Origin of the sequence: Tractidigestivibacter montrealensis, from assembly GCF_024741235.1 — a bacterium.
Lineage (GTDB): Bacteria > Actinomycetota > Coriobacteriia > Coriobacteriales > Atopobiaceae > Tractidigestivibacter > Tractidigestivibacter montrealensis.
Genome location: NZ_JANSKA010000003.1, coordinates 125,486 through 151,433 on the forward strand (window position 1 = coordinate 125,486; position 25,948 = coordinate 151,433).

The window sequence follows — 25,948 nt, forward strand, 5'->3', positions numbered from 1 at the left end:
TGCTCCACATACGGGCGGTCGCCTCTGGTGGCCGCCCGTCTCGCATATCCGCACCCACTTGAGAGGAGCCCCATGTCCCCCACGCACGAGCGCTGGACGCCCCACTTCCACCTGGCCCCACGCCAGGGGTGGCTCAACGACCCCAACGGCCTCTGCCAGTTCCACGGTACCTACCACGTCTTCTACCAGTCGGCGCCCGCGTGGCCCGCTCCCGGAAAGAAGGGCTGGGGGCACTTCGCCAGTCGTGACCTGGTGCGCTGGGAGGACCTGGGCGAACCCCTCGTGCCCTCCATCCCCGAGGACGCCGATGGCGTCTACTCCGGCTCGGCGCTGGTGGTCACAGGCGGCGCGCAGGACGGAGGCGACCTCCTGCGCCTTTACTACACCGGCAACGTCAAGTACGAGGGCGACCACATCCACAACGGCCGCGACTCCAACCAGGTCATGGTCACGAGCGATGATGGCGTCTCGCTCTCCGAGAAGAAGGTTCTGCTCCGCCCCAAGGACTACCCCTCCGACCTCACGCGCCACGTGCGCGACCCCAAGGTCTGGGAGCAGGACGGACGCTACTACATGGTGCTGGGTGCCCGCCGCTCTGACGACGTGGGCGACGTCCTTCTCTACGAATCCTCTGATGCCGTGGAGTGGGCATATCGCGGACGCATCGAGTCCACGCATTCCTTTGGCTACATGTGGGAGTGCCCCAACGTCATCCAGGTGGACGGCCATGATTACCTCGTGGTTTGTCCGCAAGGCCTGCCCAGCGAGCCCACGCGCTGGCAGAACCTCTACCAGGCCGGATACTTTCCGCTGCCGCAGGGCATCCTTGCTACCACGCAGGTGGACGAGACGAGCTTCGTCGAGCTCGACTGGGGCTTCGACTTCTATGCGCCGCAGGTCTTTGAGGACGAGAAGGGCCGCTGCATCCTCATCGGCTGGATGGGCATGCCAGACGCGGACTACACCTCGGCACCGGACGGGCTTGCCTGGTGCCACTGCCTCACCGTCCCGCGCGAGGTAACGGTTGGGGAGGACGGCCTTCTCCGACAGTGGCCCGTTACCGAGATTGACGGCCTTCGCGGCTTTGCCCAGCCAGTGAGCCCATCGGCGGGCGCGATTCTCCCCCACCACTACGCCGACATCGAGCTTCTGGGCATCGAGGGCAACCTCGAGATGGGGTTCGACGGACAGCTGCAGCTTTCCTTCTCGGCAGAAGATGGCCTGCTGAGAATGGCGTTTACGGACGAGAAGGCCGCCTCCGGCCGCACCGAGCGCGTGCTTCCACTTGCAGCGCTGCACGAGCTCCGCGTGCTGGTGGACGGCTCCACCGTGGAGGTCTACGTGAACCACGGCGAGGAGGTCCTCTCGACCAGGTGGTTCCCCACGGCAGACACGCTGCTGGTCACCCTGCATGCTACCTGCGAGAGCGCCCGCTCCTGGGAGATGGGCGGCGAGCCTCCGCGCGCGTTACGACGCTTCCGGCACGTGGCGCCTGGCGCGTGACACCCGATGCGCGACGTCTCTCGCGTGACGCCCGAAGGCCTTTCTCGTACGGGTTTTCCGCTATTCCCCACGCTCCGGCGTCATTTTGGCGCCGGAGCGTTTACTTTGTACGCGCCTACTGCCAAAACGGGCCTTCCGGCGGCGGGCGGTAGCACCCCACTCCCCTTTACGAGTACGTAACCCTCACAGTAGGCAAGATCCCGTTCATGGCATTGGAGTTGACCACCACGTAGAGGTACCGATGCACCGATCTGTGCAGGTTGTTGAGGGTATAGGCGCTTCTCGGATCATCGACGGTACCCATTGCGGCAGTCGCCAGCATGAGGTCCGTCCCGGCGGCAATCCCCTGGTCGTGGTCCATGTAGTAGTCATCCACGTTGAAGTCCGAGAGGACAACTCCGTCAAAGCCCCACTCGTCACGCAGCAGGCCCGTCTGAAGGTCCTCTCGGCCACCGCCCCAAGTGTTTCCAAGGAAGCTGTAGCAGCTCATGATCGAGAGCGGCACATTCACCTTGGTCTGTGCCTGCTCCCCCGTCGACACGTCCAGCGCGGGCACCGCGCGCCGCGAGGATGACTTGACCACCATCTCGAACGGTCGCGCATAGATCTCGCGGACGGCCTGCTCGGTGGCCCAGGTGCACAGATGCTCCCTGCGGCTGGTCTCCTGGTCGTACACGCAGAAGTGTTTGAGCATGTTGACCATGCCGCACGAGGCGCCACCATCCACCATGGCCCGGGCAAGGGCCCCCGTAAGCAGTGGGTCTTCCGAGTAGTACTCGTAGTTCCTGCCCGAGAAGGGCGAACGGTGCATGTTGATTGCCGGACTCCACCAGCCAAAGATGCGTCAAGTGCCTCGATGCCCTGCACGCCGCTGGGCTCCTCGAAACCATTCCCCCCGTTCCGCGTCGTCGTAGCTGCACAGCCCGCCTGCGCGCAGGCGGCAAGCGCACCGGCAGCAAGGCCGAGCGCCTGTCGACGTGTAACATCCCGCATAATGACCCCTCACCCAAGCCCAGCATGAACGCACTCCGCGCGCGTTCCGGAAAGGGTATCCGCCATACGGCAGCCAGTCCCAGACTCGTCGCGATTGGTCGACGCCTTAACGCAAAATGCCGTGCCCGCCACCGGGTGGCAGGCGCGGCATTGAGACGCGCTTCTGGGCCCCGCGCCGGCGGCTACCTGACAACGCGGCTCTTCAGAATCCAGAACGTCGCAAACACGGAGAGCCCTATGGAGAGAATGACCGGGAACACCCATGTCTCGTCCATGGGAAGCCCGGTGTTCATGCCGTAGAACGAGAAGACCGTGGTGGGAACGGAAAGCACAAGCGTGATGATGGCGAGGGTGCGCATTGTGAGGTTGAGGTTGTTGTTGATGATCGAGCCAAACGTTTCCATGGTCTCGTTGTAGACCTGCGTGTATATCTCGCACATCTCGATGGCCTGCTTGACCTCAACGGACGTGTCGTTCAGAAGGTCTCGGTCCTCGTCGTAGAGCTTGAGGATACGTCCGTAGCTTATGCGCTGGATGGTGGTGTCGAGTGCCTTGAGCGATGTCGAGAAGTACACCAGCGACTTCTCGAACCCCAGCATCTTGATGAGCTCCTCGTTGCGCATGGACCTCCGAAGCTCGCGCTCGTTCTCGCGAAACTGGCGGTTCACCGAACGCAAGTCAATCTGGTAGCGCCTGGAGATGTGCAGCAGAATCTGCAGCAGGAAGCGCGTGCGCTGTGCCGTATTGATGTCGCGGACCCGGCCACTCTCGAAGGCGGAGATGGTCCAGTTCTCCTTGAGGCTCACGGTCATGACCAGGTCCTTCTCGGGCAGGAAGAGCACGGCGAGCGGATGGGTGTCGTACTGGACGATCGAGGCGCTCTCGGCCTCGCTCTTGTCCTCCACGAAGGGGCAGTCCATAATCACGAGCACCTGCCTGGTCTCGTCGTCCCGCTCGATGCGCGAGCTCTCCTCGTCATCGAGCGCAGAGGCGACAAAGTCCGGTATGACGCCCATCTCGCTTTGCATCCAGGCGCGCTCCCGCTTGGTGGGGGCCACGACGCTTACCCAGCATCCCGGGCAGGGCCCCGCCACTCGTGAGGTGAGAAAGACCTTCTCACCGCTCTCGTCCTCCTCGACGGATGTCTTGAAGCACTCGATCACAGGCCCTGCCCCTACTCTTAGCGCCCTTAGAAGTCCGCGTTGCCCACGGTGCGCGGGTGCGGCAGCACGTCACGGATGTTGTCGACGCCCGTGAGGTACATGACCAGGCGCTCGAAGCCCAGGCCAAAGCCCGCGTGGTGGCAGCCGCCATAGCGTCGCAGGTCAAGGTAGTACTTGTACTGCTCGGGATCCATGCCCAGCTCCTGGATGCGGCGCTCGAGCACGTCCAGGCGCTCCTCGCGCTGAGAGCCGCCGATGATCTCGCCAATGCCGGGGACTAGGCAGTCCGCAGCGGCAACGGTCTTGCCGTCGTCGTTCAGGCGCATGTAGAACGCCTTGATGTCGCGCGGGTAGTCCGTCACGAACGTGGGGCGCTTGAAGTGCTTCTCGGTGAGGAAGCGCTCGTGCTCGGTCTGGAGGTCAACGCCCCAGGAGACGGGGTATTCGAACATCGTGCCGGAGTTCTGGGCGTCCTCGAGGATCTTCACGGCGTCGGTGTAGCTCACGCGCGCGAAGTCGCTCGTGGCAACGTGCTGCAAGCGCTCCTTGAGGCCCTTGTCCACCCACTTGTTGAAGAAGTCCAGCTCGTCGGGGCAGTGCTCCATCACGTAGGTGATGACGAACTTGAGCATCTCCTCCGAGACGTCCATCTCGCCCTCGAGGTCGCAGAAGGCCATCTCGGGCTCGACCATCCAGAACTCGGCGGCATGACGGCGCGTGTTGGAGTTCTCGGCGCGGAAGGTGGGGCCAAAGGTGTAGACGTCGCCAAAGCTCATGGCAAAGTTCTCGGCCTGGAGCTGACCGGAGACCGTGAGGTTGGTGGGCTTGCCAAAGAAGTCCTTGCTGTAGTCCACCTTGCCGTTCTCGGTGAGGGGCGGGTTGGCCGGGTCGATGGTGGTCACGCGGAACATCTCGCCCGCGCCCTCGGCGTCCGACGCGGTGATGATGGGAGTGTTCACGTAGAGGAAGCCACGCTCCTGGAAGAAGCGGTGGATGGCAAAGGCGGCCACGCTGCGCACGCGGAAGACCGCACGGAAGAGGTTGGTACGGCTGCGCAGATGCTGCTGGGTGCGCAGGAACTCGCGCGTCTGGCGCTTCTTCTGCATGGGGTAGTCGGGCGCGGAGGCACCCTCCACCGTGACGGTCTCTGCCTGCAGCTCGAAGGGCTGGGGACGGTCCGGCGTAAGCTCGAGCGTTCCGCGCACGATGAGGGCGGCGCCCACGTTCTGCGAGACAATCCCCTCGTACGTCTCGTCCCCCAAGCGCTCGCGGTTGACCACAACCTGCAGGTCCTTGAAGCAGCTGCCGTCGTTCAGGGTGACAAAGCCAAAGTTCTTCATGTCGCGGATGGAGCGCACCCAGCCTGCGACGGTGAGCTCGGTGCCACCCAGCTGCTCCATGTCCGCGTAGAGCGCGGCGATTCTCGTGCGATTCAAGGGACGTCCTTCCTCTTGGAATTGTGTCATGCTCGTTAACCGTCCTATCTTATCGCGACGAGCTGGCACCGCATCCATCATTCTCCGCACTGGAAGGAGACGCCATCATGGACAACCCGCAGACCACAGACTACGAACTTCTCGCTCAGCAGGTAGGCTCACTTGCCGAGGGAACGCCGGGTTGGCTGCCCGCCCTTGCCAACGCGGCCGCCCTCCTGGGCGAAAGTCTGTCAGACATCAACTGGGTGGGCTTCTACGTGGCCGTCGCAGGTCCCACAGGCAAGCAGGACCTTGTCCTTGGCCCCTTCTGGGGACGTCCCGCCTGCGTGAGCATCCCCTATGGCGCCGGCGTCTGCGGAAGGGCCGTCGAGACAAACGAGCCCCAAATCGTGCCCGACGTCCACGCCTTCCCGGGCCACATTGCCTGCGACGCCGCTTCGCGCTCGGAACTCGTGGTGCCCATCGACGTAACCGCCGCTGACGGCAGCACCACCGTCTGGGGCGTCCTCGACTGCGACAGCCCTGTCCCCGCGCGCTTCTCGGCGGCGGACCTCGACGGATTCGCGCTCATCGTACGCGCGCTGGAGAAGTTTGCAGACCTTGTCAATCCTGCCGTGCGCCCCGCGCGCTCGTAGTCGCGTAGAATCTCATGCGAGACGATCGTCACCACCGAGAGGAGACGTCAATGGAGGAGTACAAGCGCCAGTTCATCGACTTCATGGTCGAGAGCAAGGTGCTCAAGTTTGGCGAGTTCACCCTCAAGAGCGGCAGGAAGTCGCCATTCTTCATGAACGCGGGAGCCTACGTCACGGGCTCACAGCTCAAGCGCCTGGGCGAGTTCTATGCCCGTGCCATCCACGACAACTTTGGCCTGGACTTCGACGTGCTCTTTGGGCCCGCCTACAAGGGCATCCCCTTGGCGGTCTCCTGCGCCATCGCCTTTCACGACCTCTACGGCAAGGAGGTGCGCTACTGCTCCAACCGCAAGGAGGTCAAGGACCACGGTGCCGACAAGGGCAACCTCCTTGGAAGCGAACTTAGAGACGGCGACCGCGTGGTTATGATTGAGGACGTCACCACCTCCGGCAAGTCCATCGACGAGACCTACCCCATCGTGACCGGCGCGGCCGCGGTCGAAGTCAAGGGCCTTATCGTCTCGCTCAACCGCATGGAGGTGGGCAAGGGCGGCAAGGTGAGCGCCCAGGAAGAGATCCAGGAGCGCTACGGCTTCCCCGTCGCAAGCATTGTGACCATGGCCGAGGTCGTCGAGGCGCTCAACGGCACCGTCATTACGCCAGAGCTCAAGGCCGCCATTGACGAGTACTACGAGAAGTACGGCGTAAAGTAGCGCGCGGATACAAGCGCCGCTTCACGCGGCACAGAAACGCGGGGCGTCAGCACAAGCTGGCGCCCCGCATGCGTTGCGAGCGGCTTGTCTTGCCCTGCTCGTCCTACGCGGCCAGATCGGCGCGACGGGCCGTGGCCTCCTCGAAGTCGCGGGTGCCCACAAAGACGTCCTGCTTGTAGGGGTTGACGCCCAGCTTCTTGGCACGGTAGGCAATGTAGCAGATGGCAGTCACATTGGCCGCGAGCGCGATCACAGAGACCACGGTCGCCGTGGTGGGGTTGAGCGTGGAGTGCGTCACGAAGACGGACTCCTCCTGGAACGCGGGGAAGACCTGCGCGAACATGCACCAGATGGCAAGCGTGTTGGCGCGGTTTTGGATCCAGCCGCCCTTGTTCCAGAGCGCGTTTGCCACCGTGGGGGCAAGGAGCAGCGCCAGGCCGCAGTACCAGGCGTGGTGCGGCAGGCAATTGTAGGTGTAGCAGAAGTTCCAGATGTCGTAGGCACCAATGAAGACCCAGGTCATGTCGGGCCAGAGCATGTCTCGCCCGTCCTTGGAGGAGTAGACGTTCCACCAGGCCGTCATGCAGAAGATGTTGATGATGCCGGCAATGCCGTTGAAGACGTTGTTCCAGCCCGCGAGCTGCGTCGCGCCCTCTGAGGTCACCCACGTGCTCTGACCGAGCGCAAAGAAGTGGTAGGCGCTCTCGAAGTCGGAGCAGACGGCAATGAGGATGTTGATCGCGACGATTGCAAAGGGGAAGGCGCGGAACCAATGCGCGCGGCCAAGGCTTCCCCACTGGTACTTGATGACCATGAAGCCGATGCAGCCGGCAAGCGCGGCGTAGACCTTGGCGTAGTGGAACCAGCTGTTCTGGTAGATGTGGGTTGGGTTGGTGAGCGCCCACTCCTGACCCTGCGCCACGCCCACGGCAATGGCAATGCAGTAGATGGTCATTGCCACGGGCAGCACACCAAACATGATGAGCCCCCCGACCTTTGACCTGCGGGCAAACTCGTTGAGCACGATGAGCCCAACGAAGACCATCACCCACCCCAGGAGCTGGAACGGCAGATTGGCGCTGTGGTCGAACAACATGGCACTTCCTCTCTCTTGCTGTCTTTGGGAAAACGCTACCGTCGCGCCGTGGCGCGGCTAGTCCTGTTGGGAGCCAAGGTCGAGGTGGAGCGTGTCAGTGATGAGGTCGGCCACAAGCTCGTCCGAGGCGTCGGGGTGGGTCCTCATGTAGCTCATGAGGCCAATGATGAGCAGGTAGAACTCCTCGTAGGGATGGCGTATCTCCACGCGGTGGTACCTTGCGTACTCGGTGACGGTGTCACGGTCGCCCAATCGACCAGTCTGGGCGCTGGGTGGTACCTTGCGTACTCGGTGACGGTGGTACGGGTGAGGTACTCGGCAAGAGTGTGGGCCGTCTGCTGACTAAAGCGCTGGTAGAGCAGGGCGTTCTGGCTCTTGAGAAGATCGGTCCTAAAGCTGTCCTCGTCAAAGAGGTGGCGTCGAAGCATGGCGACGCAGGTCTTGAGGGCGCCGGCGACGTCCCCGCGCACACGCTGCGCGTTCCACTCGCGCACGGCAGCCACAAAGGTGTCGACATAGGCGTCGAGAATGGCGTCGGTCACCTCATCGCGACCCGAGAAGTAGTGATAGAAGAGGCTGCGCGTGATTCCCGCCCGATCGGCAATGTCCTTTACCGAGGTGCGGTCGATTCCCTTCTCCTCGTAGAGGGAGCGAGCAGCGGCAATGATCTGCTCGCGCCGCGTCTCTGCAATCTCGCCGCGCATCGACTCCACCTCCTTAGTTGACACCATGTCAACGAACGGGCCAATAATAGGATGTGAAGAGAATGTGTGGCAACAAACAGTTTGCGAAAAACGTCAACGATTCCCAGCCCAGAGGTGGTGCTGCGGACGAAAAAACGCGGCTGCCTGCTTGGGCAACCGCGCTCCTTGCCACCAATTGTGTTGCAGAGGCCTACATGGGCATTGTGGGGGCAACAAAGGTGCGGGCCTGGTACTCGCGATCCAGGTCGTAGAGGCCCTTGGGGTCGGAGCCAAAGAGCTCCATGTTCTTGATCATGTCGGAGGCGTTGGTCTCCTCCTCGCCCTGCTCCTTCACGAACCAATCGAGCAGCTGCATGGTACGGAAGTCGTGAACGTCGTAGGCGGCCTGGTAGCACTCGTTGATCGCGGCCGTGATGTAGCGCTCGTGCTCGAGGCCAGCCTGCAGCGGCGCAAGGTCGTTGGTGAAGGTCTTGTCGGGCTCGGCGATGGCTGCCATCTTGACCTGGTAGTCGTTGTCCAGTAGGTAGCGGCGGAGGATCTTGGCGTGGGCAATCTCCTCCTGCACCTGCACCATGTACCAGTTAGCGAACCCCTTGAGGCCGCGGTCCTCGTAGTAGTCGGCAAACGTGAGGTAGAGGTATGCCGAGTAGAGCTCCTTGTTGATCTGGGCGTTAAGGGTGTCGCCGACCTTCTTGTCGAGTGCCATGACAACCTTCTTTCCTGCCCCGCGGGGCATGTAAGCGTCTGTGCCAGTGAAGAGTTTACCCAGTGCGTCAGAAACCAGTCTCGCGACACGCCACCGTCACACGAACAGGCCGATGAGCGCGCAGAACGCCGCCCCAAGGCACATGGTGACCGGCAGGGTGACAAACCATGAGGTCACAATCTTGCGCGCCATAACCCACCGCACGCCGGCGCGGCGCTTGGCGCTGCCGGCGCCCATGATTGAGGTGGTGACCACCTGCGTGGTCGAGACGGGAGCGCCCAAGGCGGTCATGGTCTCAATTGCTATCGCAGTGGCCATGTTCGCCACAAAGCCAATGGAGGGCTCCAGGCGAAAGACCCCTCGCCCCAGCGTCTTCATGATGCGCTGCCCGCCAATCGCCGTGCCAAGTGCCATGGTGGCGGCACAGAAGAGCTTGACCCACAGCGGCACGCCCCCATCCTGGGAGAGCAGCCCCTCCGTTGTGAGCGCCAGCGTGATGATGCCCATCGTCTTCTGTGCGTCATTGGAGCCGTGGCTGTACGCCATGAAGGCAGAAGAGGCGATCTGCAGTCGGTGAAAGAGACCGTTCGCGTTTGCCGGAGTCCAGTTTGCAAAGAGCTCAAAGACAAGCCGCATGAAGGCAAAGCCCAGCACAAATCCTATGAGCGGCGAAGTGAACAGGGGAATGACGACCTTCTCGACCACGCCCTCCCACCTAACGTCCGAAAACCCGTGGGTATAGGCGATGGTTGCCCCAATGAGGCTGCCAATAAGGGCGTGGGAGGAGCTGCTAGGAACCGTAAGCCACCAGGTGAGAAGGTTCCAGAAGATGGCACCGAGCAGCGCGGCGAGAATGACGTAGAGCTCAAGCTGGACGTCGACGAGTCCGCTCGAGATGGTGCGCGCAACGCTCTCGTTGGTGAGCGCGCCTACGAAGTTCATGACGGCGGACATCGCAATTGCGACCCCAGGCGAGAGGGCGCGCGTGTAGACCGTGGTGGCAATGGAGTTTGCCGTGTCGTGGAAACCGTTGATGAGCTCGAACGCAAATGCGACAACGAGCAGCATGACGAGAAGGACGCTAGGCATTCTTCACTACCACGCCCTGCACGATGTTGCCCACGGACTTGCAGCAGTCGAGCGCGGCCTCCATCCTCTCGAAGAGCATGACCCACTTCAGCGTCTCCATTGGGTCCGTCCCCGCAAAGAGGTCCCCCAGGGCACCGCGATAGACTACGTCACCCTCGTCCTCGAGCATCCCAACCGACCTCACACGCTCCATGACCACGGGATCCTTGTGAAAGTTGGGCAGGTGGTCGAAGAGCTCTCCAAGCTGCATGCAGGCGCTCGCGGTGAGGTCTGCCATGCGGACGGCCTCGGGATGCATCTCCTCGATTCGGAAGAGCTCGAAGCGGCGAGAAGCACCCTCGATCTGGTCGACCACGCCATCCATCGTGCGTGCGAGCATCGCGATGTCCTCGCGGTCGAAGGGGGTCACGAAGGACCCATAGAGCTCGGTCAGAATCTTGGCAACGTGGTGGTCGCAGTCGACCTCGTACTCCTTCATCTTGGCGACAAGGTCGCGCGACTGAGGGTAGTTGCGCACGAGCGTTGCGTAGTCCTGGCCGACCTCGGCAATCTTGTGGCCAAAATCCGAAAGGAGCCCGTAGAAGACGTCTTCTCTATGTTTGACGCGACTCAATGGCGTATCCCTTCATGCGATGCATTGCTCGGTTGGGCAGACGTCGAGGCCTCTCGTTCTCCCACAGCTGTCTGCCCCAGCGGCCGCAAGGATGTTAGCAGTTTGTAAGCTGCCGGCAGCGAAGCGAAGCATACCGCCTGCCGAATGACGCAATACAAACGAAACGTTTTGCTTGTTGGAGTCGATTAGTTATGCTCGGTTTTGGAGTTGGCAAGACGATTGGCGACCAACAACGGGAGAGTGCACCAGATGACCAAGCTCATGGAGTATCTGCTGGAGCCGCAGACCGCCGTGGTCTTTGACATCGACGGCGTTCTCGCGGTCTACGAGTTTGGCGAGCTCTCGCACAGCGCATGCCCCGACGAGGACTGGGAGGACTACGTCCGCACCCACGACCCTTATGCCAGCTCGCGTCCGGTCCCGCAGATTAAGCGTTTTATCAAGGACAAGGGCGAGAGCCGTGTGTGGGCCTGCTCGCAGGCAAGCGACGTCGAGGCGCCCGGCAAGCGTGCCTTTGTCACGCGCTGCTACGGCCTTGTCCCCAGCCACGTGGTGACCGTTGCTCAGAAGGCTGAGAAGGTCGAGTTTCTCCGCCGGCTGGCACAGGAGCTAAAAGTTCCCGAGAGCCGCGTGGCCATCGTCGAGGACACCGTGAAGACGCTGGACCTTGTCAACCGCGAGACCAACTGTGTAACGGTGCACGTCTCGTCCTTCTTCGACTACGGGATGTAGCCCCGGGCACACACGCAGTCCCGCACCCACCTGCACGCCGAGACGCCTACGCCCTCTCCTCGTGGACCTCGCGCTCAACCCCGTCGGCATCGCGAATGACCTCGATCCAGCGCTCGATACGCTCCCCGTCGAGCATGCGCGCCGCATCGTCAATCTTGTCTGCGAGAAGGTCGAGCGACTCTGGCGAGACGGAACCGTTTGCCGCCTGAAGGGACAGCGCTCTGGCAATGTCTGCGCATCCGTACAGCGCTTCTTGTGGACTTTCCAAGGTATCACCTGCTAGATAGCGTCGTTTTCCTGGCAGATACCAGAATATTCTATTTTTGAATGTCATGCGCGCGGGTCTACATTCCGGCGCATGTACGAGATTGCCGACAGACTCGTGGGAAAGGTCCTCCGTAAGCTGAGGATGGAATCTGGCCTCAAGCAGGACCAGGTCGCGGCACGTCTTGGCATCAACCAGTCGATGGTCTCGAAGTTCGAGTCTGGCGAGCGCTCGCTCCACCTGGGCGAGGTCTACGCCTACGCAAAGGCGCTCGACACCACACCGGAGCGCATCCTTCAGGAGGTCTGGGACAACCGACTGCCCCGACACGGCAACTAGGTACGGCGAGACACGCCCCTCCCTGGCAACCCAGCAATCGCTCCCCGCGCTACCCTTAGGGGACAAGCCGCACGGGAGACGGGGAGCACCAGCACCATGAACACAGGAACGCACGCCACGGGAACGCGGCTTGTGCGCATAGCAAGCGCTCAGGACCTTCTCGCCAGCCCTGGGGGCGACCTTCCTCACCTGCTCACGCCAGCCGAACTCGCACAGGCCAACGCGCGCGAGAACCCCGCCGAGTACATGGCCGGCCACCTTGCCGCCAAAGGTGCGGCAACGGACGCCCTAGCGCAGCTCCTCCCCCCGAGCACGGGAATTGACCCCCAAGAGCTGGAGACCCTCGACGCTTCCTCCGGCGCGCCGGTGTGCACGGTCCACGGACGCCTGGCCGCCGTCCTTGCCGCGCACGGCATAGAGCCGCCGCGCATCTCCATCACCAACGAGGCCGGCGCCGCGCTGGCTACGGCCGTGGCATGGGCTCCCGCGGTGGGAGGCGAAGGGGCGTGATCTTTGACCAGCCACTCGCCGTGAGCGATCTGATGCTCAAGAACCGCCTGGTCATGGTACCCATGGCCACGAGGAAGGCGGGAGCGCGCGGCCAGGTAACCCAAGCGCTCTGTGACCACTACGCCACCCGTGCGCACGGCGGCTACCTGGGCCTCGTCGAGTGCGGCCATCACTTTGTCTGTGAGGAGGGCCGCGCAACCGCAGGCCAGGCGTCAATCGCGCACGACGAGGACATCGAGGGTCTCAAGCGCGAGGCGGCAGCCGTCCACGATCAGGGAACTCCTGTCTTTGTGCAGCTCTCGCATGCAGGTTCGGCAGCAACCGAGAGACTCACGGGCACGCAGCCGCTGGCACCCTCGGCCGTCACGTGCCCAGGCGCCAAGGTGGGCCACCCCATCCCCCGGGCCATGAGCGCGGATGACATCGCGCGCATGCCGGAGCTCTTCTCGGCAGCGGCACGGCGCGCCTACGCGGCCGGCTTCGACGGCATCGAGATTCACGCGGCTCACGGGTACCTTCTGGACCAGTTCCTCTCGCCCCTCACCAACCTACGCAAAGACGCCTACGGAGGCTCGCTCGAGAACCGTGCGCGGCTCCTTCAAGAGGTGCTCTGTGCCGTGCGAGCAGAGCTGCCCTCAGGCTACCCGGTCTCCGTGCGCCTGGGCGGCTGCGACTACATGCCCGGCGGCAACACTATCGACGATGCCGTGGCGCTCGCGCGCATGGCAGAGGCGGCGGGCGCGAGCCTCATCTCCGTGTCGGGCGGCATGTGCTACTACGGCAGGCCCGGCCACGAGGACACCGCCGGCTGGTTTGCGGACTCGTCGGCGCCCATCCGTGCGGGCGTGGGCGTGCCGGTGCTTCTGGCGGGCGGCATAAAGACGGGCGCGGCGGCGGAAGCGCTGCTCGAGCAAGGCGCCTGCGACCTTGCGGGCATCGGACGTGCAATACTGAACAGGCCCGCATGGGCGCGGCGCGAGACCACCAAGCTCCGCGCTGCCAGCGCGCCCACGTAAGGCACCACAAGATAGCGAGAACACCGGCCGCGCAGGCCGAGGAGGACAGCATGGACGAGAGCGACATGAAGCTCGCGGAGCAACTGCGCGAGCAGCTCGAGGCAAACGGGGCAAAGACGGCCTTTGGCGCGCCAGCAGCAACGCCGGAAGCAGCGCCGAGCAAAGCCACCCCGCAGGGCGAGCAGGACGACGCAGGCAGCCTCGTAGAGGGGCCGTTTGCCCAGGCAATGGCCGCCTACCGCAAGGCAAAGCGCTCGGGCGACGCCGAGGCAACAGCGGCAGCCGAGCGCCACCTCCAGGACGTGGTGCGCGCCGAGCTTGCCGGCGGCGCCGAGCCCTGCTCGGGAGACGAGCGATGAGCGCGGAGGAGACCGGCGCCACCGCCAGCGCGTCCAACCCCACTCCCGTTGACCTTGGCCCCAATGGCCCGGGCTCGCTGGGGCGCCTCATCCCCTGGCCGGATGACGAGACGTATCCAAACATCCCCGCCGAGGACGCCCTCGAGCTCTTCCTCGGTTGGGTCGAGTCGCGCGGCATGCAGCTCTGGGACCATCAGGAGGAGGCACTTCTCGACCTTGCATCGGGTGACCACGTGATCTTGGGCACACCCACGGGCTCGGGCAAGAGCATGGTTGCCGTGGGCATGTTCTTCATAGCCAACTGCACCAACCGCCGCGCCTACTACACGGCGCCCATAAAGGCGCTGGTCAGCGAGAAGTTCTTCAACCTGGTTGACCTTCTCGGCAAAGACAACGTGGGCATGATCACCGGTGACGTGGTGATAAACAGCGAGGCTCCCGTGATCTGCTGCACAGCCGAGATCCTTGCCCAGGACGCGCTGCGCTTTGGCGAGCACGCAGACATCGGTTGCGTGGCCATGGACGAGTTCCACTTCTACAGCGACCGCGACCGCGGCTGGGCCTGGCAGGTGCCGCTGCTGGCGCTGCCCCACACGCAGTTCCTGCTCATGTCCGCCACGCTGGGCGACGTCACCGACATTGCCACCGCACTCGAGGAGCACACCGGACGCGCCGTCGACAAGGTGCTCGACGCCCCCCGGCCGGTACCCCTCTCCTACGAGTTCGTGGAGACTCCGCTCGAGGGCACGGTCGAGCTGGCCCTGCGTGACGGCGACGCGCCTCTCTACATTGTGCACTTCTCGCAGGAGGCTGCCCTCAAGAGCGCGCAGGCCCTCTCGAGCTACGGCGTCTCGTCGAAGGAGCAGCGCGAGGCCCTGAAGGACGCCGTCAAGGGCGTGCGCTTCACCACTACGTTTGGCAAGACCCTGAAGCGGCTCATCCTCACGGGCGTGGGCGTGCACCACGCCGGTATGCTGCCGCGCTACCGCCTGCTGGTGGAGAAGCTCGCGCAGCAGGGCCTCCTGCCCGTAATCTGCGGTACCGACACGCTGGGCGTGGGCATCAACGTCCCCATCCACACCGTGCTTCTCACCCAGCTCACCAAGTTCGATGGCCGGCACATGCGCCGACTCAACGCGCGCGAGTTCCACCAGATTGCAGGGCGCGCCGGCCGCGCCGGCTTCGATACCGAGGGCCGCGTGATCGCAGAGGCCACCGAGTACGACATCGAGCGCGCAAAGGCGCTGGCCAAGGCAGGTGGAGACCCCAAGCGCGCCCGCAAGATCAAGGTGAAGACGCCACCCTCGGACTTTGTGGGCTGGAACAAGCAGACCTTCGAGCGCCTCATTGCGGCAGAGCCCGAGAAGCTCCGTCCGCGACTGCACATCACGCACTCCATAGTGCTCGCCGAGATCGAGCAGGGCGGGGACGCCTGGGCGCGCACGCACAAGCTCATAGAGGACTCCGCCCAGACGCCTGAGGAGAAGGCTGCGCTCTCGCAGCGCACCGACGAGGTCTTTGCCACGCTCATCGACGCCGGCGTGGTCGAGCGCCATGAGGAGGAAGACGGCTCCACCTCCTACCTGCTCACCGTTGATCTGCCCGAGGACTTTGCGCTTGACCAGCCCCTCTCGCCCTTCCTTCTCGCCGCCATCGAGCTGCTGGACCCCGAGAGCGAGACCTACGCGCTCGACCTCATCTCGATGGTGGAGGCCACGCTCGAGGACCCGCCGCAGATCCTGCGCGCCCAGGAGCGCGAGGCCCGCGGCGCCGCCATCGCGGCCATGAAGGCCGAGAGCATCGAGTACGAGGAGCGCATGGAGCGCGCGCAGGAGGTCACCTACCCCAAGCCGCTCGAAGACCTTCTCAGCGCTGCCTTTGCGGAGTACTGCGAGAAGGTCCCCTGGGCAAGCGACTACTGCCTGCGGCCCAAGAGCGTCCTGCGCGACATGGTCGAGACGGCAAGCGACTTCAAGACCTACATTGGCCGCTACAAGATCGCCCGCTCGGAGGGCACGCTCCTGCGCTACCTCTCCGACGCCTACCGCGTGCTTGACCGCACGGTGCCCGCCGAGAAGCGCGACGAGCGTCTGGATGACATCGTGACCTGGCTCAGGCTGGTCGTGCGTACCACGGACTCCTCGCTCGTGGACGAGTGGGAGGGCGCCGGCACCGAGGATGGCGCCGCGGTTGCCGCGCCCAGTGTGGACGAGGTCGTCCATGACAGGCGCGGCCTCACCCTGCTCGTGCGAAACGCCCTCTTCGCCCGGGTGCGCCTGGCGGCGCTGGGCAAGGTCGAGGAGCTGGGCGACCTCGATGCGGATTGGGGCTACCGCTCGGTCGTGTGGCAGCAGGCGCTCGACGCCTTCCACGCGGAGCACGAGCAGATCCTGCTGGACGCAGACGCCCGCTCCTCCGCCTACCTCGACATCGACGAGAAGGACGAGAAGGCAGACCACGTCTGGCACGTCCATCAAATCTTCCGCGATTCCGACGATGACCACGACTTTGGCATATGGGGCGATGTCGACCTTGACGCCACGCAGGACGAGGGCGCCGTGGTGTTCAAGACCTACCGCGTGGGGTTTGTGGACACGGTTGCATAGGGACGTGGTTGCGCAGGGTATTGCCGTTCAGGGGCGCGGGACGCACGTCCCGCGCCTTTTTCGTCCGCTTGGGTGTCCAGGCGGGTAGAACCATGCCGTAGGGCAACGCATGGGCGTTGTCCCCGGCTCGCACACAAGGGAGGACGCCATGGCAGAGACAAACCAGACCTACCAGGACCTCGGTTACGACAAGATCTTTGTGTCGCTTGACGGAACGGAACGCCAGTCCAAGGTGCTCCACCGCGCCATCGTGATGGCGGCGAACGACAACGCGGAGCTCTACATTGGCCACGTGATTGACTCCACCGCGCTCGAGACCGCGGGGACTTACCCCGTCGACCTCATCCCCTCGCTCGAGAAGGACTTCCGCGAGTCCATCGCCGACCAGGTCGCCGAGGCCGAGGCGGAGCCGCAGATCAAGAGCGTCAAAGTCATCGTGAAGGCGGGGCGCATCCGCGAGACCCTGAAGGACGACATGCTGGACGTGATCAAGCCCGACCTTGTCATCTGCGGGGCGCGCGGCCTCTCGTCCATCAAGTACGCGATTCTCGGCTCCATCTCCACCTTCCTCACGCGTTCCACGACCTGCGACGTGCTTGTGGTGAAGTAGCGCGCCTGGGATGCACATCATGCCGTTCACGGATTTCTTTGGTACCTTCACGGTATCCCACAGAAATCCCACAGCTTGTTCCCCCGCTCGGTGGTAATTCTCAATGACTTTGTAAAGTCGCAGGTAATTATCGTATTTTTCGTTGCGGCCCCTCTTGCGCGGCGGGGCCGCAACCCTATATGACGACTTGAGACTTTTGCAGGAACCGTGATACCTCACTTTTCACGCTAAGGTTATCTAGCTGCGCTGTTGGCATGTTCTCGCCCGGCGCTCCGTCAACGTCGGCCACGGAGGTAACCTTTGTCGCTCTCGTCTACAACCCGATCAGGAGTCCTTGCGCTTGCACTCGCCTGCACCATGGCGGTTGGTATTGGCGCCGCAAGGCCAACCATCGCCTGGGGCGATACGCTCGACGACCTTGAGGCAAAGGTCGAGCAGACCAACGACGAGCTCACCGCCGCCAACGACAAGGTTGCCCAGCTCCAGCAGCAGATTGACGACAACCAGCAGCGCATCTCCGAGATCGAGGCCCAGCTGCCCGACGCGCGCGCGACCGCGGCGCAGAGCATCCGCGCCCAGTACAAGATGCAGCAGGGCTCACAGGGTCTCGTCGAGCTGATTCTCTCGTCCGACAGCTTCTATGATTTCCTGTCGGCCATCCAGTTCCTTGACTCCGTGACGTCGTACAACACCGACCAGATCCAGTCCCTCGTCGACCTTACGACCGAGCTCTCGAACACGCAGTCAGACCTCAACTCCCAGCTTTCCCAGGCCGAGACCGAGCGCCAGAACGCTCAGGACGCGCTCGACTCCGCCGTTGCCGCACGAGAGGCGCTGCAGCAGCAGATGGCGGAGGAGCAGGCCGAGCAGGAGGCTGAGGCCCAGGCCGCGCTCCAGGAGGCAGCCCAGAGCGAGGGCCAGACCTTCCAGACCGAGTCGGGCAACACGACAACCGTCGAGGTTCCCCAGTCTTCCAGCAACTCATCGAGCAATTCGAGCAGCTCTAGCGAGAGCGTCAACTGGCAGAGCGACAAGGACAGCTTCGTGTCCCAGTGGAGCGCCCGCATCGACGCCTACCTGGCGGGGTCCCCGCTTGCGGGCTACGGCAGCACCTTCGCCGCCGCGGCTTGGGACTACGGCATCGACCCGCGCCTCTCGCCCGCGATTGCGGCCGTCGAGAGCAGCAAGGGCCTCTATTGCGCCTACCCCCACAACGCGTGGGGCTGGGGCAACGTGAGCTGGAACAGCTGGGAGACGGCCATCTACGCTCACACAGCCGGCCTTGCCTCCGGCTACGGCGGCTACCTCACCTACGCCATGGCACAGAAGTACTGCCCGCCCAACTCGTCGGCGTGGTACTCCTCTGTTGCAGCCAACATGGCAATGATCTAGGGGCGTTTCAAGAACAAGAACACCGCAATTTTATGGCAAGGCGAAGGGCCCGGTGGCAGTATGCGCTTCTCGCATGCTCCGGAATCGGCTTTCTCGCCAGACCTGCAGATTCCGATCGATTAGCAGCCTCTAACCGATCGGAATCTGCAGCTTCACTCTCAACTTGTATTTTTCGATCGTTTAGCAGCCTCTAACCGATCGAAAAACGCATCGTTGCGAGGGCTAATTAGCGGTCACACGCCTCTATGCCGTGAGATACACCATCGCAAGCACCAGCGCAAAGCCCACAAGGTCCGCCGCCGAGAAGCTCGTTCCCAGCCACAAAACCGAGGTCACTGTGGCGGTGAGGGGCTCGATGGTCCCCAAAAGGCTCGCACGCATCGAGCCTGCATCCTTTACGCCCTGCAGGTAGAGCGCGTATGCGCCAAACGTCCCCACGACCACCATGAAGGTGAGCAGCGCCACGGCAGCCACGTCAAGCTGCGGCATGTGCTCCCAAGGCCTATACGCAACAAGCAGGATGACGCCCGAGAAGAGAAACGCCAGCCCGTTCACCACGAAGTTGCCCCACTTTGCCAGCTGGCGAGCAGGCAAGATCGAGAGGCACGCCGAGGCTGCCGCGCAGAGAAGTCCCCACGCCAGGCCACCCAGAGGCAGGCTGAGCTGCCCAGGATTGCCTCCCGTTGCCAGCAGATAGGTCCCCGCCAGGGCAAACACGATGCCCAGCACCTCTCGCCGCTTTGGTCCGCGGCGCATCTTCACGCATACGTAGGCGAGCACGGCAAGCATTCCCAGGCTCTGCATCACCGTGGCCGTGGCAGAGTTGGTCCAGCTGATGGCCTCGAGGTAGGCCACCTGCGAGAAGAGAATTGCCCCAAGGCTCACGCCAAAGATCCCCACCAGGGAGCGCGGGTCGCGCAGGGCACGGGTGACCTGCCCCTTGTTGGTGACGCGCGCCGCGGCGAGAAAGAGCCAGCAGGCAGAGAGCTCGCGAACGCACGCGAGCCACAGCGGGTCGACCTCGTACGCGTCCATGAGCAGCTTCGCTGCCGTGCCGTTGATGCCCCAGAACGTGCCGCCCACAAGTGTGCACACCACACCGCGCAGGATGCGCTTGCGACGCTGCTCATCGCTGGGCGGCACGGTGTCAGCCACCTTGGGGTGGTTGTCCCTCTCGTCGCGCGAGCCGTCCTCGAGCGCCTCTGCCATTACGCGTTCCCCGTCTTTCTCGGATGAGACAAAGGGACTGTCCCTTTGTCTCACAGCGACATGTGATTCTACAGCGGAACGCCACACCCGCCGCACGCGGGTCTGCATGCTGGGGAAAACGGGCACCATACCATGCGTGTTAAGCTTCTTCTCGAAATACGATATCGGCGGCCAAAGGCCGCAAGGAGGAACCATGGCATCCGAAGGCATCACCGCAACACCCCAGCGTGACTTCCTCACGCCCGACCCGTCCCTCGCCCCCGGCAGCGTGCACGCCGGCTTCGAGGTTGTCTCCGCGACCCCCGTCCCCGAGGTCTCCGGCACCATCTACGTGCTGCGCCACCAGGCGTCGGGCGCCCGCGCCATGTGGATCGCGTGCGCCGACACTAACAAGTCCTTCTCGATTGCCTTCAAGACGCCGCCCGCGGACGACACGGGCGTCTTCCACATCATCGAACACTCCGTACTCTGCGGTTCCGACGCCTACCCCGTGAAGGAGCCCTTCGTCAACCTGCTCAAGACGTCCATGCAGACCTTCCTGAACGCCCTCACGTTCCCGGACAAGACCATGTACCCGGTGGCCTCCACCAACACGGCAGACCTCGAGAACCTCATGGGCGTCTACCTTGACGCCGTCCTCCATCCCGCCATCTACCACCGCCGGCGCATCTTCGAGCAGGAGGGCTGGCACCTCGAGGCGGCAGACGACGGCTCGCTTTCGTACAACGGCGTGGTCTTCAACGAGATGAAGGGCGCCCTCTCAGACCCAGACGAGGTCCTGGGCCTGGCGCTCTCTCGCTCGCTCTTCCCCCAGAGCCCCTACCGCTTTGAGTCCGGCGGCGCGCCACGCGCCATCCCCACCCTCACCTACGAGGGCTTCCTTGACGCACACGCCCGCCATTACGCCCTGCCCAACAGCTACACCATCCTCTACGGGGACATGGACATAGACCGCGAGCTGGCCTTCATCGACAAGCGCTTCAGCGGTGCCGAGAACCGCAATGCAGGCGAGCCCAACCCCCTTCCGCTCCAGCCGGCGGTCACCGCCGCCCCGGTGAAGGTCGAGATGGCAACTACCCCCGATAACGCCTCGGTGTGCCTGGCGTATGTCGTCGCCACGTCCAACCAGCGCGAGCGCGTGCTCGCCGTGGACGTGCTGCTCGACGCGCTCTGCGGCTCCAACGAGGCCCCGCTCAAGCGCCGCGTCCTCGACGCCGGCCTTGCCAACGACTTCCAGGCCGCGCTCATCGACGGCGTCGCCCAGCCCGAGGTGGTCTTTCAGCTCAAGGGCACCCGTGCGGACGTGGCAGACCGCTTCCGCAAGCTCATCGAAGACTCCTGCCGCGAGTTTGCCGAGAACGGCATTCCTCGCGACAAGCTCGAGGCCTCTCTTGCCCAGGCGGAGTTCAACCTGCGCGAGCGCGACTTTGGCTCCTGGGCAACAGACGGCGTGGCCCTCTCGATGCAGGCGCTCTCGAGCTGGCTCTACGACGACAACCACCCCTTCGACTACCTGCAGTACGAGGACGCGCTGGCCGACCTCAAGAAAGGCCTGGACAACGGCCTGTTCGAGGGCCTGCTCAAAGAGACCGTGTGCGAGAACCCCCATTCCGCGCTGGCCGAGCTCGTTCCCACCGAGGGCGGTGACGCTGCCGAGGAGGCAGAAGAGCTCTCCCGCCTGCGTGCGCAGATGAGCGACAAGGACGTCGAGGCCGTGCGCCGCGAGGTCGAGGCTCTCCGTGCCGAGCAGGAGGCACCAGACTCCCCGGAGGCCCTGGCCACGCTGCCCACGCTCACCGTCGCAGACATCGAGCCGGCACAACCGGACCCGGAGGTCGCAGACGTAAAGGCGCCGCTCTCCTGCCTTGCCCATGAACTTGACACCCGTCACATCGACTACGTCTACCACTACTTCGACCTGCGTCGCGTTGGCTTTGCCGAGCTGCCCTACGTGGGCGTGCTCACAGACCTTCTCGGCAAGCTCGACACCAAGCTCCACACCGCCTCGGACCTCGACACGCTGGTCGAGGCAAACCTTGGCAACCTCGGCTTTGGCTACGAGACCTACGGCCGCGACGACGATCTCTCGTTTGCCCGCCCCATGCTCGTGGTGAGCGCGAGCGCCCTCTCCGAGAAGGTCGACGCCCTGGCAAGCATCCCGCAGGAGGTCTGGGGCAAGACCCTCTACCTCGACGGTAATCGCATGCGCGACATCCTCACGCAGCGCAAGGTGGCGCTCGAGCAGTACTTCGTGAACTCTGGCCACACGGCGGCGGCAGCCCGTGCAACAAGCTACTTCTCGTCCGCTTCGGTGGCGTCGAGCCAGATGGGCGGCATCGACTACTACCTCTTCCTCAAGCGCCTGCTTGCCAACTGGGACCGCAGGCTCCCTGCGCTCCAGGAGATCCTCCCCAACCTGGCAGACCGCATCTTCACCGCAGACGAGGTCACGGTAAGCTTCACCGGCCCCGCCGAGGACCGCAAGCGCTTCTGGGAGCTTGGCGGCACGCTGGGCCTCGAGGAGCAGGGCGAGAATGTCTGCGAGCACAGGCTCCAGATTCCTGCCCCCAAGGTCGCTCGCGAGGGCTTTGTGATCCCCTCCAACGTCTCCTTTGTGGCGCGCGCTGCCGCGCCAACCACGAAAGACGCAGGCACCCTGGGCACCTGGCAGGTGGCAACCCGTGCGCTCTCCTTCGACTACCTCTGGAACGAGGTCCGCGTGAAGGGCGGCGCCTACGGCGTGGGGTTTAGCCACACCACCGAGGGCATCCGCAGGTTCTGGTCGTTCCGCGACCCCAACGTTGCCTCCACGCTCCAGCGCTACGACGGCGCCGCCGCGTGGCTTGCCAACTGGACCCCCACGGACGACGAGCTCTCCGGCTACATCGTCTCCTCCGTGGCCACGCAGGACGCTCCCGAGAAGCCCCGCGCGCTTGCCCGCAGGCAGGACATGCAGCGCTTCAACGGCAGGCCCGCCAACTGGCGAAACATCATCCGCCAGCAGGAGCTCGACACCACCGCCGAGGCCGTGCGCGCTCTCGCGCCGGCGCTCGAGCCCACCGCCGCTCCCGCGGGCGTCTGCGTCTTTGGTCCGCGTGAGGCCATCGAGGCATCCGGGCTCGACCTTACCGTGCACGAGCTCGTCGGCAGCGAGGGGGCGTAGCGTGGCGGGCGGCTCGGCAGGCGAGCGCCTCATAGGCTGGTACGGAGGCGTGGCCGAGAAGAACCTCTCGACGCGCCCGGACTTTGTGCGCAACTGGCTCATGCTTGGCTTCCAGGCCATGCGCGGCAAGGTCCACCTTGTCCCCTACGGCGACCTTTTGCCCTCGGGCAACCACGGCTACCAGCTCTTCATGGACTCCGTGGTGGGCACGCTCGCAAACTTCGACAATGCGGTGGTCACGAGTGTCTTCACCCCCAACGAGATCTTCCACGCCCTGGACGCTCACCCCGTGACGGCGGAAGCCGTCGCCTCCTTTGCGAGCGGCGCCCAGGCGGAAGGCGCGTTCATCTCCGCAGCGGAGGGACGCGGCATTCCCGAGACGTACTGCTCCTACCACCGCATCCTCATGGGCATGGCGACCTCGGGGGTGCTCGGCAAGCCCCGCATGCTCGCCAGCTGCTCGGTTGCCTGCGACGCCAACAACCTCACCTTCAAGGCCCTGGGCCGCTTCTGGGGCGTCCCGCACGTGTACGTGGATGTCCCCTACGACGTCTCGCGCGACTCGGCTCTCTACGTGGCAGACGAGCTGCGCGAGCTTGCCCGCGTCACGGAGGACGCGTTCTCGCGCAAGCTCGACGAGGGTCGCCTGCGCGAGGTCTGCGCATGCTCCGAGCGCACGATGCATGAGCTTGCCGCAACGCTTCCCACGCGCCGCGGGCGCTACCTGGCAAACACCATGACCATCGACATGATGGAGATGCTCGACCTCCACCTCTCGCTGGGACTCCCAGAATGCGAGGCCCTGGCGCGAGAGATGCAGCACGACTTTCTCGCCGCCTCCCCGTACGAGGGCGTGAACCTGGTGTGGGCGCACGTCTCGCCCTACTTCCTGGAATCTCTGGGCGAGCTCGTGAACACCAGCCAGACGTCGCAGATCGTGGCATCGGACATGATGTTCGAGCACGTGAGTGCAGGAGATGCATGGTTTGACGCCTCGAGCCCCTACGAGTTCATGGCCGAACGCCTGGTGCGCAGCTGCTTCAACGGCCCGGCGACGCGCCGGGCAGACTGCATCGAGCATCTCGCACGCGAGACAGGCGCGGATGCCGTGGTGCTCTTCTGCCACTGGGGCTGCAAGCAGACGGCGGGTGCGGCGCAGCTCATCCGCCGGCAGCTCGAGGGGGCAGGCTGGCCCGTGCTGGTACTCGATGGCGACGCCTGCGACCGCGCCAACTGCATGGAGGGCCAGATGTCCACGAGGTTCTCGGCCTTCCTCGAGATGGTCGAGAAGCGCAAGGAAGCTGAGAAACATGGCAGCTGAACAGCAGAAACATAACGAACTCTTCTACGCGTGCAAGTACACGCCCATCGAGCTCCTTGCGGGATTTGGAGCCGCACCACGCATCGCCGAGGCGGACGTTGCCTCCTTTGCGTACGCCGACGCGTTGGCTCATCCCAACCTCTGCGGCTACGGCAAGGGCCTCATCGAGCGCATGATGGCGGCCGACGTGCACGAGGCAGTGCTTGTGACCTGCTGCGATGTGGTGCGCCGCGTCTACGACGTGCTGCAGGCCTCTGGCCGTATGGACTTCCTCTACCTGCTTGACCTGCCGCACCGGCGCGGGCCCGCGGAGATTGCGCTCTTCCGTCGCCGTCTGCGGGCGCTCGCAGACGCCTACGCCGCATACAGTGGAGCGCAGTTCGACGTGAGCGCGGCATGCGCCGCCTGCGGGACGGGCGTGGCGCGCGCGGACGACCGCGTGACGCTCATGGGCGCGCACGCTTCGGCATCGCTTGTCGCCGAGGTGGAGAAGGGCGTGGGCATGCCGGTGGAGAACGCCACCTGCACGAGCCGGCACCTCAAGGTCTCTCCCCCGCCCCAGCTCGCGCGGATGGCTACGGGTCCTGCCTGCGGCGTGTGCTGCGATGGCGGTGCAACCCCCGCGGCCGACCCCCTCGACGCTTTTCTCGACTGGTACGCACCGGCGCTTCTCGGCCAGATTCCCTGCATGCGCATGGATGACATTGCCGAGCGGAGCGAGCTTGTGGGCGAGCGTGGCCAGCAGGGCGTGGTCTACCACACCATGAAGTTCTGCGACTACTATGGCTTCGAATACGGGGCCCTTGCGGAGAAGGACGAGATTCCCATGGTCAAGATTGAGACGGACGGTACGTCGCAGAGCGAGGGCCAGCTGCGCACAAGACTCGAGGCCTTTGGCGAAACCCTGCGGGCCCGCGGCGGTGCCGCGCACCAGGTACAGCCCGCGCCGACGGCGTCAGGTGACGCACCCGTAGGCCCCAAGGCAGCGGCCTACGTCATGGGCGTGGACTCCGGCTCCACCTCGACCGACGTCGTGATCATGGACGCAGACAAGCACATTGTGGCCACGGCCATTGTGCCAACCGGTGCCCGCGCGGCAGACGCCGCGGCCCGTGCGATGGACGAGGCACTCTCCCAGGCAGGCATTGCTGCGAGCGACGTGGCCCTGCGCGTCTCGACGGGCTATGGCCGTGACAACATCGAGGGCATGGACTCCTCGGTTACCGAGATCACCTGCCACGCGCGCGGCGCCCACTACCTCGCGCCGGATGCGCGTTCGGTCATCGACATTGGCGGACAGGACTCAAAGGTCATCCACCTGAACGCCAACGGCAGCGTGGCGGGCTTCGTGATGAACGACAAATGCGCCGCAGGTACCGGGCGTTTTATGGAAGCCATGGCGCGCGTGCTTGAGATGGACCTCGACGAGTTCTGCCGCCGGGGCCTCGAGTGGCGCCATGAGGTGCGCATCACAAGCATGTGCACCGTGTTTGCCGAGAGCGAGGTCGTCTCGCTTGTTGCCGCAAACACCCCCACCCCCGACGTGATCCACGGGCTCGATGTCTCGGTGGCGAGAAAGACCGCCACGCTCGCAAGCCGCGTGGGTGCCGAGCCGCCCTACCTCATGACCGGCGGTGTCGCGCAGAACGAGGGTGTGGTACGCGCGCTCTCCGAGGTGCTCAAGGCGCCAGTCGCCACGCACGAGGACTCGCAGCTCTGCGGCGCCATCGGCGCGGCCCTTATCGGCCTCGACTCGCTGGGATGAGACAAAGGGA

25 protein-coding genes are annotated in these 25,948 nt (G+C 64.3%); 14 read left to right on the forward strand and 11 right to left on the reverse strand.

Annotated elements, in window-relative coordinates:
* The first annotated feature begins 72 nt into the window (after positions 1–72).
* Entirely contained in the window at positions 73–1,503 is a 1,431-nt protein-coding gene (locus tag NVS32_RS05260) for a glycoside hydrolase family 32 protein (RefSeq protein ID WP_258498962.1), read from the forward strand.
* A gap of 166 nt (positions 1,504–1,669) precedes the next feature.
* Here NVS32_RS05260 and NVS32_RS05265 read toward each other — a convergent pair whose 3' ends face one another.
* The 3 genes from NVS32_RS05265 to asnS all read right to left on the reverse strand — a co-directional run bounded on the left by NVS32_RS05265 (position 1,670) and on the right by asnS (position 5,095).
* Entirely contained in the window at positions 1,670–2,314 is a 645-nt protein-coding gene (locus NVS32_RS05265) for a glycoside hydrolase family 3 N-terminal domain-containing protein (RefSeq protein WP_438273324.1), read from the reverse strand.
* A gap of 364 nt (positions 2,315–2,678) precedes the next feature.
* The gene (locus NVS32_RS05270) at positions 2,679–3,659 is read right to left on the reverse strand and encodes a magnesium transporter CorA family protein (RefSeq protein WP_258498963.1); all 981 of its coding nucleotides are present in this window, start codon (positions 3,657–3,659) and stop codon (positions 2,679–2,681) included.
* Between the two features lie 26 nt (positions 3,660–3,685).
* Positions 3,686–5,095, reverse strand: coding sequence for an asparagine--tRNA ligase (gene asnS, locus NVS32_RS05275; protein ID WP_032111161.1), 1,410 nt, complete (start codon positions 5,093–5,095; stop codon positions 3,686–3,688).
* Between the two features lie 107 nt (positions 5,096–5,202).
* Here asnS and NVS32_RS05280 point away from each other — a divergent pair, with 107 nt between their 5' ends.
* Both NVS32_RS05280 and pyrE read left to right on the forward strand, forming a co-directional pair.
* Entirely contained in the window at positions 5,203–5,730 is a 528-nt protein-coding gene (locus tag NVS32_RS05280; RefSeq protein ID WP_258498964.1) for a GAF domain-containing protein, read from the forward strand.
* Positions 5,731–5,780: 50 nt separating this feature from the next.
* On the forward strand, positions 5,781–6,443 hold the full coding sequence (gene pyrE / locus NVS32_RS05285) for an orotate phosphoribosyltransferase (RefSeq protein ID WP_258498965.1): 663 nt from the start codon (positions 5,781–5,783) through the stop codon (positions 6,441–6,443).
* A 103-nt stretch (positions 6,444–6,546) separates the two neighbouring features.
* On the opposite strand, the gene NVS32_RS05290 is transcribed toward pyrE, so the two are convergent.
* The 6 genes from NVS32_RS05290 to NVS32_RS05315 all read right to left on the reverse strand — a co-directional run bounded on the left by NVS32_RS05290 (position 6,547) and on the right by NVS32_RS05315 (position 10,651).
* A complete protein-coding gene (locus NVS32_RS05290; protein WP_118100269.1) occupies positions 6,547–7,539 on the reverse strand; it encodes a DUF5692 family protein in 993 nt (330 codons plus the stop codon).
* A gap of 57 nt (positions 7,540–7,596) precedes the next feature.
* Positions 7,597–7,746 (reverse strand): hypothetical protein, encoded by a 150-nt coding sequence (locus NVS32_RS05295; protein ID WP_258498966.1) that lies wholly within the window; start codon positions 7,744–7,746, stop codon positions 7,597–7,599.
* A complete protein-coding gene (locus NVS32_RS05300) occupies positions 7,692–8,243 on the reverse strand; it encodes a TetR/AcrR family transcriptional regulator (RefSeq protein ID WP_258498967.1) in 552 nt (183 codons plus the stop codon). The genes NVS32_RS05295 and NVS32_RS05300 overlap by 55 nt, the downstream gene beginning before the upstream one ends.
* A 190-nt stretch (positions 8,244–8,433) precedes the next feature.
* Positions 8,434–8,949, reverse strand: a complete 516-nt coding sequence (locus NVS32_RS05305) for a ferritin (protein ID WP_032111166.1) — start codon at positions 8,947–8,949, stop codon at positions 8,434–8,436.
* Positions 8,950–9,045: 96 nt separating this feature from the next.
* Entirely contained in the window at positions 9,046–10,038 is a 993-nt protein-coding gene (locus NVS32_RS05310; RefSeq protein ID WP_032111167.1) for an inorganic phosphate transporter, read from the reverse strand.
* Positions 10,031–10,651, reverse strand: a complete 621-nt coding sequence (locus NVS32_RS05315) for a DUF47 domain-containing protein (protein ID WP_032111168.1) — start codon at positions 10,649–10,651, stop codon at positions 10,031–10,033. The genes NVS32_RS05310 and NVS32_RS05315 overlap by 8 nt, the downstream gene beginning before the upstream one ends.
* 249 nt (positions 10,652–10,900) lie before the next feature.
* Between NVS32_RS05315 and NVS32_RS05320 the strand changes: the two genes are divergently transcribed.
* Positions 10,901–11,383 (forward strand): hypothetical protein, encoded by a 483-nt coding sequence (locus NVS32_RS05320; RefSeq protein ID WP_258498968.1) that lies wholly within the window; start codon positions 10,901–10,903, stop codon positions 11,381–11,383.
* Positions 11,384–11,429: 46 nt separating this feature from the next.
* On the opposite strand, the gene NVS32_RS05325 is transcribed toward NVS32_RS05320, so the two are convergent.
* A complete protein-coding gene (locus NVS32_RS05325; protein WP_258498969.1) occupies positions 11,430–11,651 on the reverse strand; it encodes a hypothetical protein in 222 nt (73 codons plus the stop codon).
* Between the two features lie 114 nt (positions 11,652–11,765).
* Here NVS32_RS05325 and NVS32_RS05330 point away from each other — a divergent pair, with 114 nt between their 5' ends.
* From NVS32_RS05330 to NVS32_RS05360, 7 genes are all read left to right on the forward strand, one after another.
* A complete protein-coding gene (locus NVS32_RS05330) occupies positions 11,766–11,987 on the forward strand; it encodes a helix-turn-helix domain-containing protein (protein ID WP_233516530.1) in 222 nt (73 codons plus the stop codon).
* Positions 11,988–12,083: 96 nt separating this feature from the next.
* Positions 12,084–12,497: a holo-ACP synthase gene (locus NVS32_RS05335; protein WP_052009902.1), complete on the forward strand. Its 414-nt coding sequence runs from the start codon at positions 12,084–12,086 to the stop codon at positions 12,495–12,497.
* Positions 12,494–13,513 carry an NADH:flavin oxidoreductase gene (locus NVS32_RS05340; RefSeq protein WP_199590057.1) on the forward strand — a complete coding sequence of 340 codons (1,020 nt, stop codon included), beginning with the start codon at positions 12,494–12,496 and terminating at the stop codon, positions 13,511–13,513. Before NVS32_RS05335 ends, NVS32_RS05340 begins: the two co-directional genes overlap by 4 nt.
* A gap of 50 nt (positions 13,514–13,563) precedes the next feature.
* Positions 13,564–13,872 (forward strand): hypothetical protein, encoded by a 309-nt coding sequence (locus tag NVS32_RS05345; protein WP_117651803.1) that lies wholly within the window; start codon positions 13,564–13,566, stop codon positions 13,870–13,872.
* A complete protein-coding gene (locus tag NVS32_RS05350; protein WP_118110452.1) occupies positions 13,869–16,478 on the forward strand; it encodes a DEAD/DEAH box helicase in 2,610 nt (869 codons plus the stop codon). Before NVS32_RS05345 ends, NVS32_RS05350 begins: the two co-directional genes overlap by 4 nt.
* Before the next feature lie 148 nt (positions 16,479–16,626).
* On the forward strand, positions 16,627–17,088 hold the full coding sequence (locus NVS32_RS05355; RefSeq protein ID WP_117651801.1) for a universal stress protein: 462 nt from the start codon (positions 16,627–16,629) through the stop codon (positions 17,086–17,088).
* A 300-nt stretch (positions 17,089–17,388) separates the two neighbouring features.
* Complete coding sequence (locus tag NVS32_RS05360) at positions 17,389–18,480, forward strand: coiled-coil domain-containing protein (protein ID WP_032111176.1); 1,092 nt, start codon at positions 17,389–17,391, stop codon at positions 18,478–18,480.
* 243 nt (positions 18,481–18,723) lie between these two features.
* Here NVS32_RS05360 and NVS32_RS05365 read toward each other — a convergent pair whose 3' ends face one another.
* Positions 18,724–19,689 carry a DMT family transporter gene (locus NVS32_RS05365; RefSeq protein ID WP_032111177.1) on the reverse strand — a complete coding sequence of 322 codons (966 nt, stop codon included), beginning with the start codon at positions 19,687–19,689 and terminating at the stop codon, positions 18,724–18,726.
* 193 nt (positions 19,690–19,882) lie between these two features.
* Between NVS32_RS05365 and NVS32_RS05370 the strand changes: the two genes are divergently transcribed.
* Genes NVS32_RS05370 through NVS32_RS05380 form a run of 3 tightly spaced genes read left to right on the forward strand, consistent with a single transcriptional unit; the run spans position 19,883 to position 25,938 of the window.
* Positions 19,883–22,852 (forward strand): insulinase family protein, encoded by a 2,970-nt coding sequence (locus NVS32_RS05370; protein WP_118110446.1) that lies wholly within the window; start codon positions 19,883–19,885, stop codon positions 22,850–22,852.
* 1 nt (position 22,853) lies between these two features.
* On the forward strand, positions 22,854–24,173 hold the full coding sequence (locus tag NVS32_RS05375) for a 2-hydroxyacyl-CoA dehydratase subunit D (RefSeq protein WP_118110443.1): 1,320 nt from the start codon (positions 22,854–22,856) through the stop codon (positions 24,171–24,173).
* On the forward strand, positions 24,163–25,938 hold the full coding sequence (locus NVS32_RS05380) for an acyl-CoA dehydratase activase (protein WP_258498970.1): 1,776 nt from the start codon (positions 24,163–24,165) through the stop codon (positions 25,936–25,938). Before NVS32_RS05375 ends, NVS32_RS05380 begins: the two co-directional genes overlap by 11 nt.
* The last annotated feature ends 10 nt before the right edge of the window (positions 25,939–25,948 follow it).

Bases quoted from the DNA above. Each gene is read 5' to 3' on its own strand.
- NVS32_RS05260 (WP_258498962.1), top strand. From the start codon at position 73: ATGTCCCCCACGCACGAGCGCTGGACGCCCCACTTCCACCTGGCCCCA.
- NVS32_RS05265 (WP_438273324.1), bottom strand. From the start codon at position 2,314: ATGCACCGTTCGCCCTTCTCGGGCAGGAACTACGAGTACTACTCGGAA.
- NVS32_RS05280 (WP_258498964.1), top strand. From the start codon at position 5,203: ATGGACAACCCGCAGACCACAGACTACGAACTTCTCGCTCAGCAGGTA.
- pyrE (WP_258498965.1), top strand. From the start codon at position 5,781: ATGGAGGAGTACAAGCGCCAGTTCATCGACTTCATGGTCGAGAGCAAG.
- NVS32_RS05290 (WP_118100269.1), bottom strand. From the start codon at position 7,539: ATGTTGTTCGACCACAGCGCCAATCTGCCGTTCCAGCTCCTGGGGTGG.
- NVS32_RS05300 (WP_258498967.1), bottom strand. From the start codon at position 8,243: ATGCGCGGCGAGATTGCAGAGACGCGGCGCGAGCAGATCATTGCCGCT.
- NVS32_RS05305 (WP_032111166.1), bottom strand. From the start codon at position 8,949: ATGGCACTCGACAAGAAGGTCGGCGACACCCTTAACGCCCAGATCAAC.
- NVS32_RS05310 (WP_032111167.1), bottom strand. From the start codon at position 10,038: ATGCCTAGCGTCCTTCTCGTCATGCTGCTCGTTGTCGCATTTGCGTTC.
- NVS32_RS05320 (WP_258498968.1), top strand. From the start codon at position 10,901: ATGACCAAGCTCATGGAGTATCTGCTGGAGCCGCAGACCGCCGTGGTC.
- NVS32_RS05335 (WP_052009902.1), top strand. From the start codon at position 12,084: ATGAACACAGGAACGCACGCCACGGGAACGCGGCTTGTGCGCATAGCA.
- NVS32_RS05345 (WP_117651803.1), top strand. From the start codon at position 13,564: ATGGACGAGAGCGACATGAAGCTCGCGGAGCAACTGCGCGAGCAGCTC.
- NVS32_RS05350 (WP_118110452.1), top strand. From the start codon at position 13,869: ATGAGCGCGGAGGAGACCGGCGCCACCGCCAGCGCGTCCAACCCCACT.
- NVS32_RS05355 (WP_117651801.1), top strand. From the start codon at position 16,627: ATGGCAGAGACAAACCAGACCTACCAGGACCTCGGTTACGACAAGATC.
- NVS32_RS05365 (WP_032111177.1), bottom strand. From the start codon at position 19,689: ATGGCAGAGGCGCTCGAGGACGGCTCGCGCGACGAGAGGGACAACCAC.
- NVS32_RS05370 (WP_118110446.1), top strand. From the start codon at position 19,883: ATGGCATCCGAAGGCATCACCGCAACACCCCAGCGTGACTTCCTCACG.
- NVS32_RS05380 (WP_258498970.1), top strand. From the start codon at position 24,163: ATGGCAGCTGAACAGCAGAAACATAACGAACTCTTCTACGCGTGCAAG.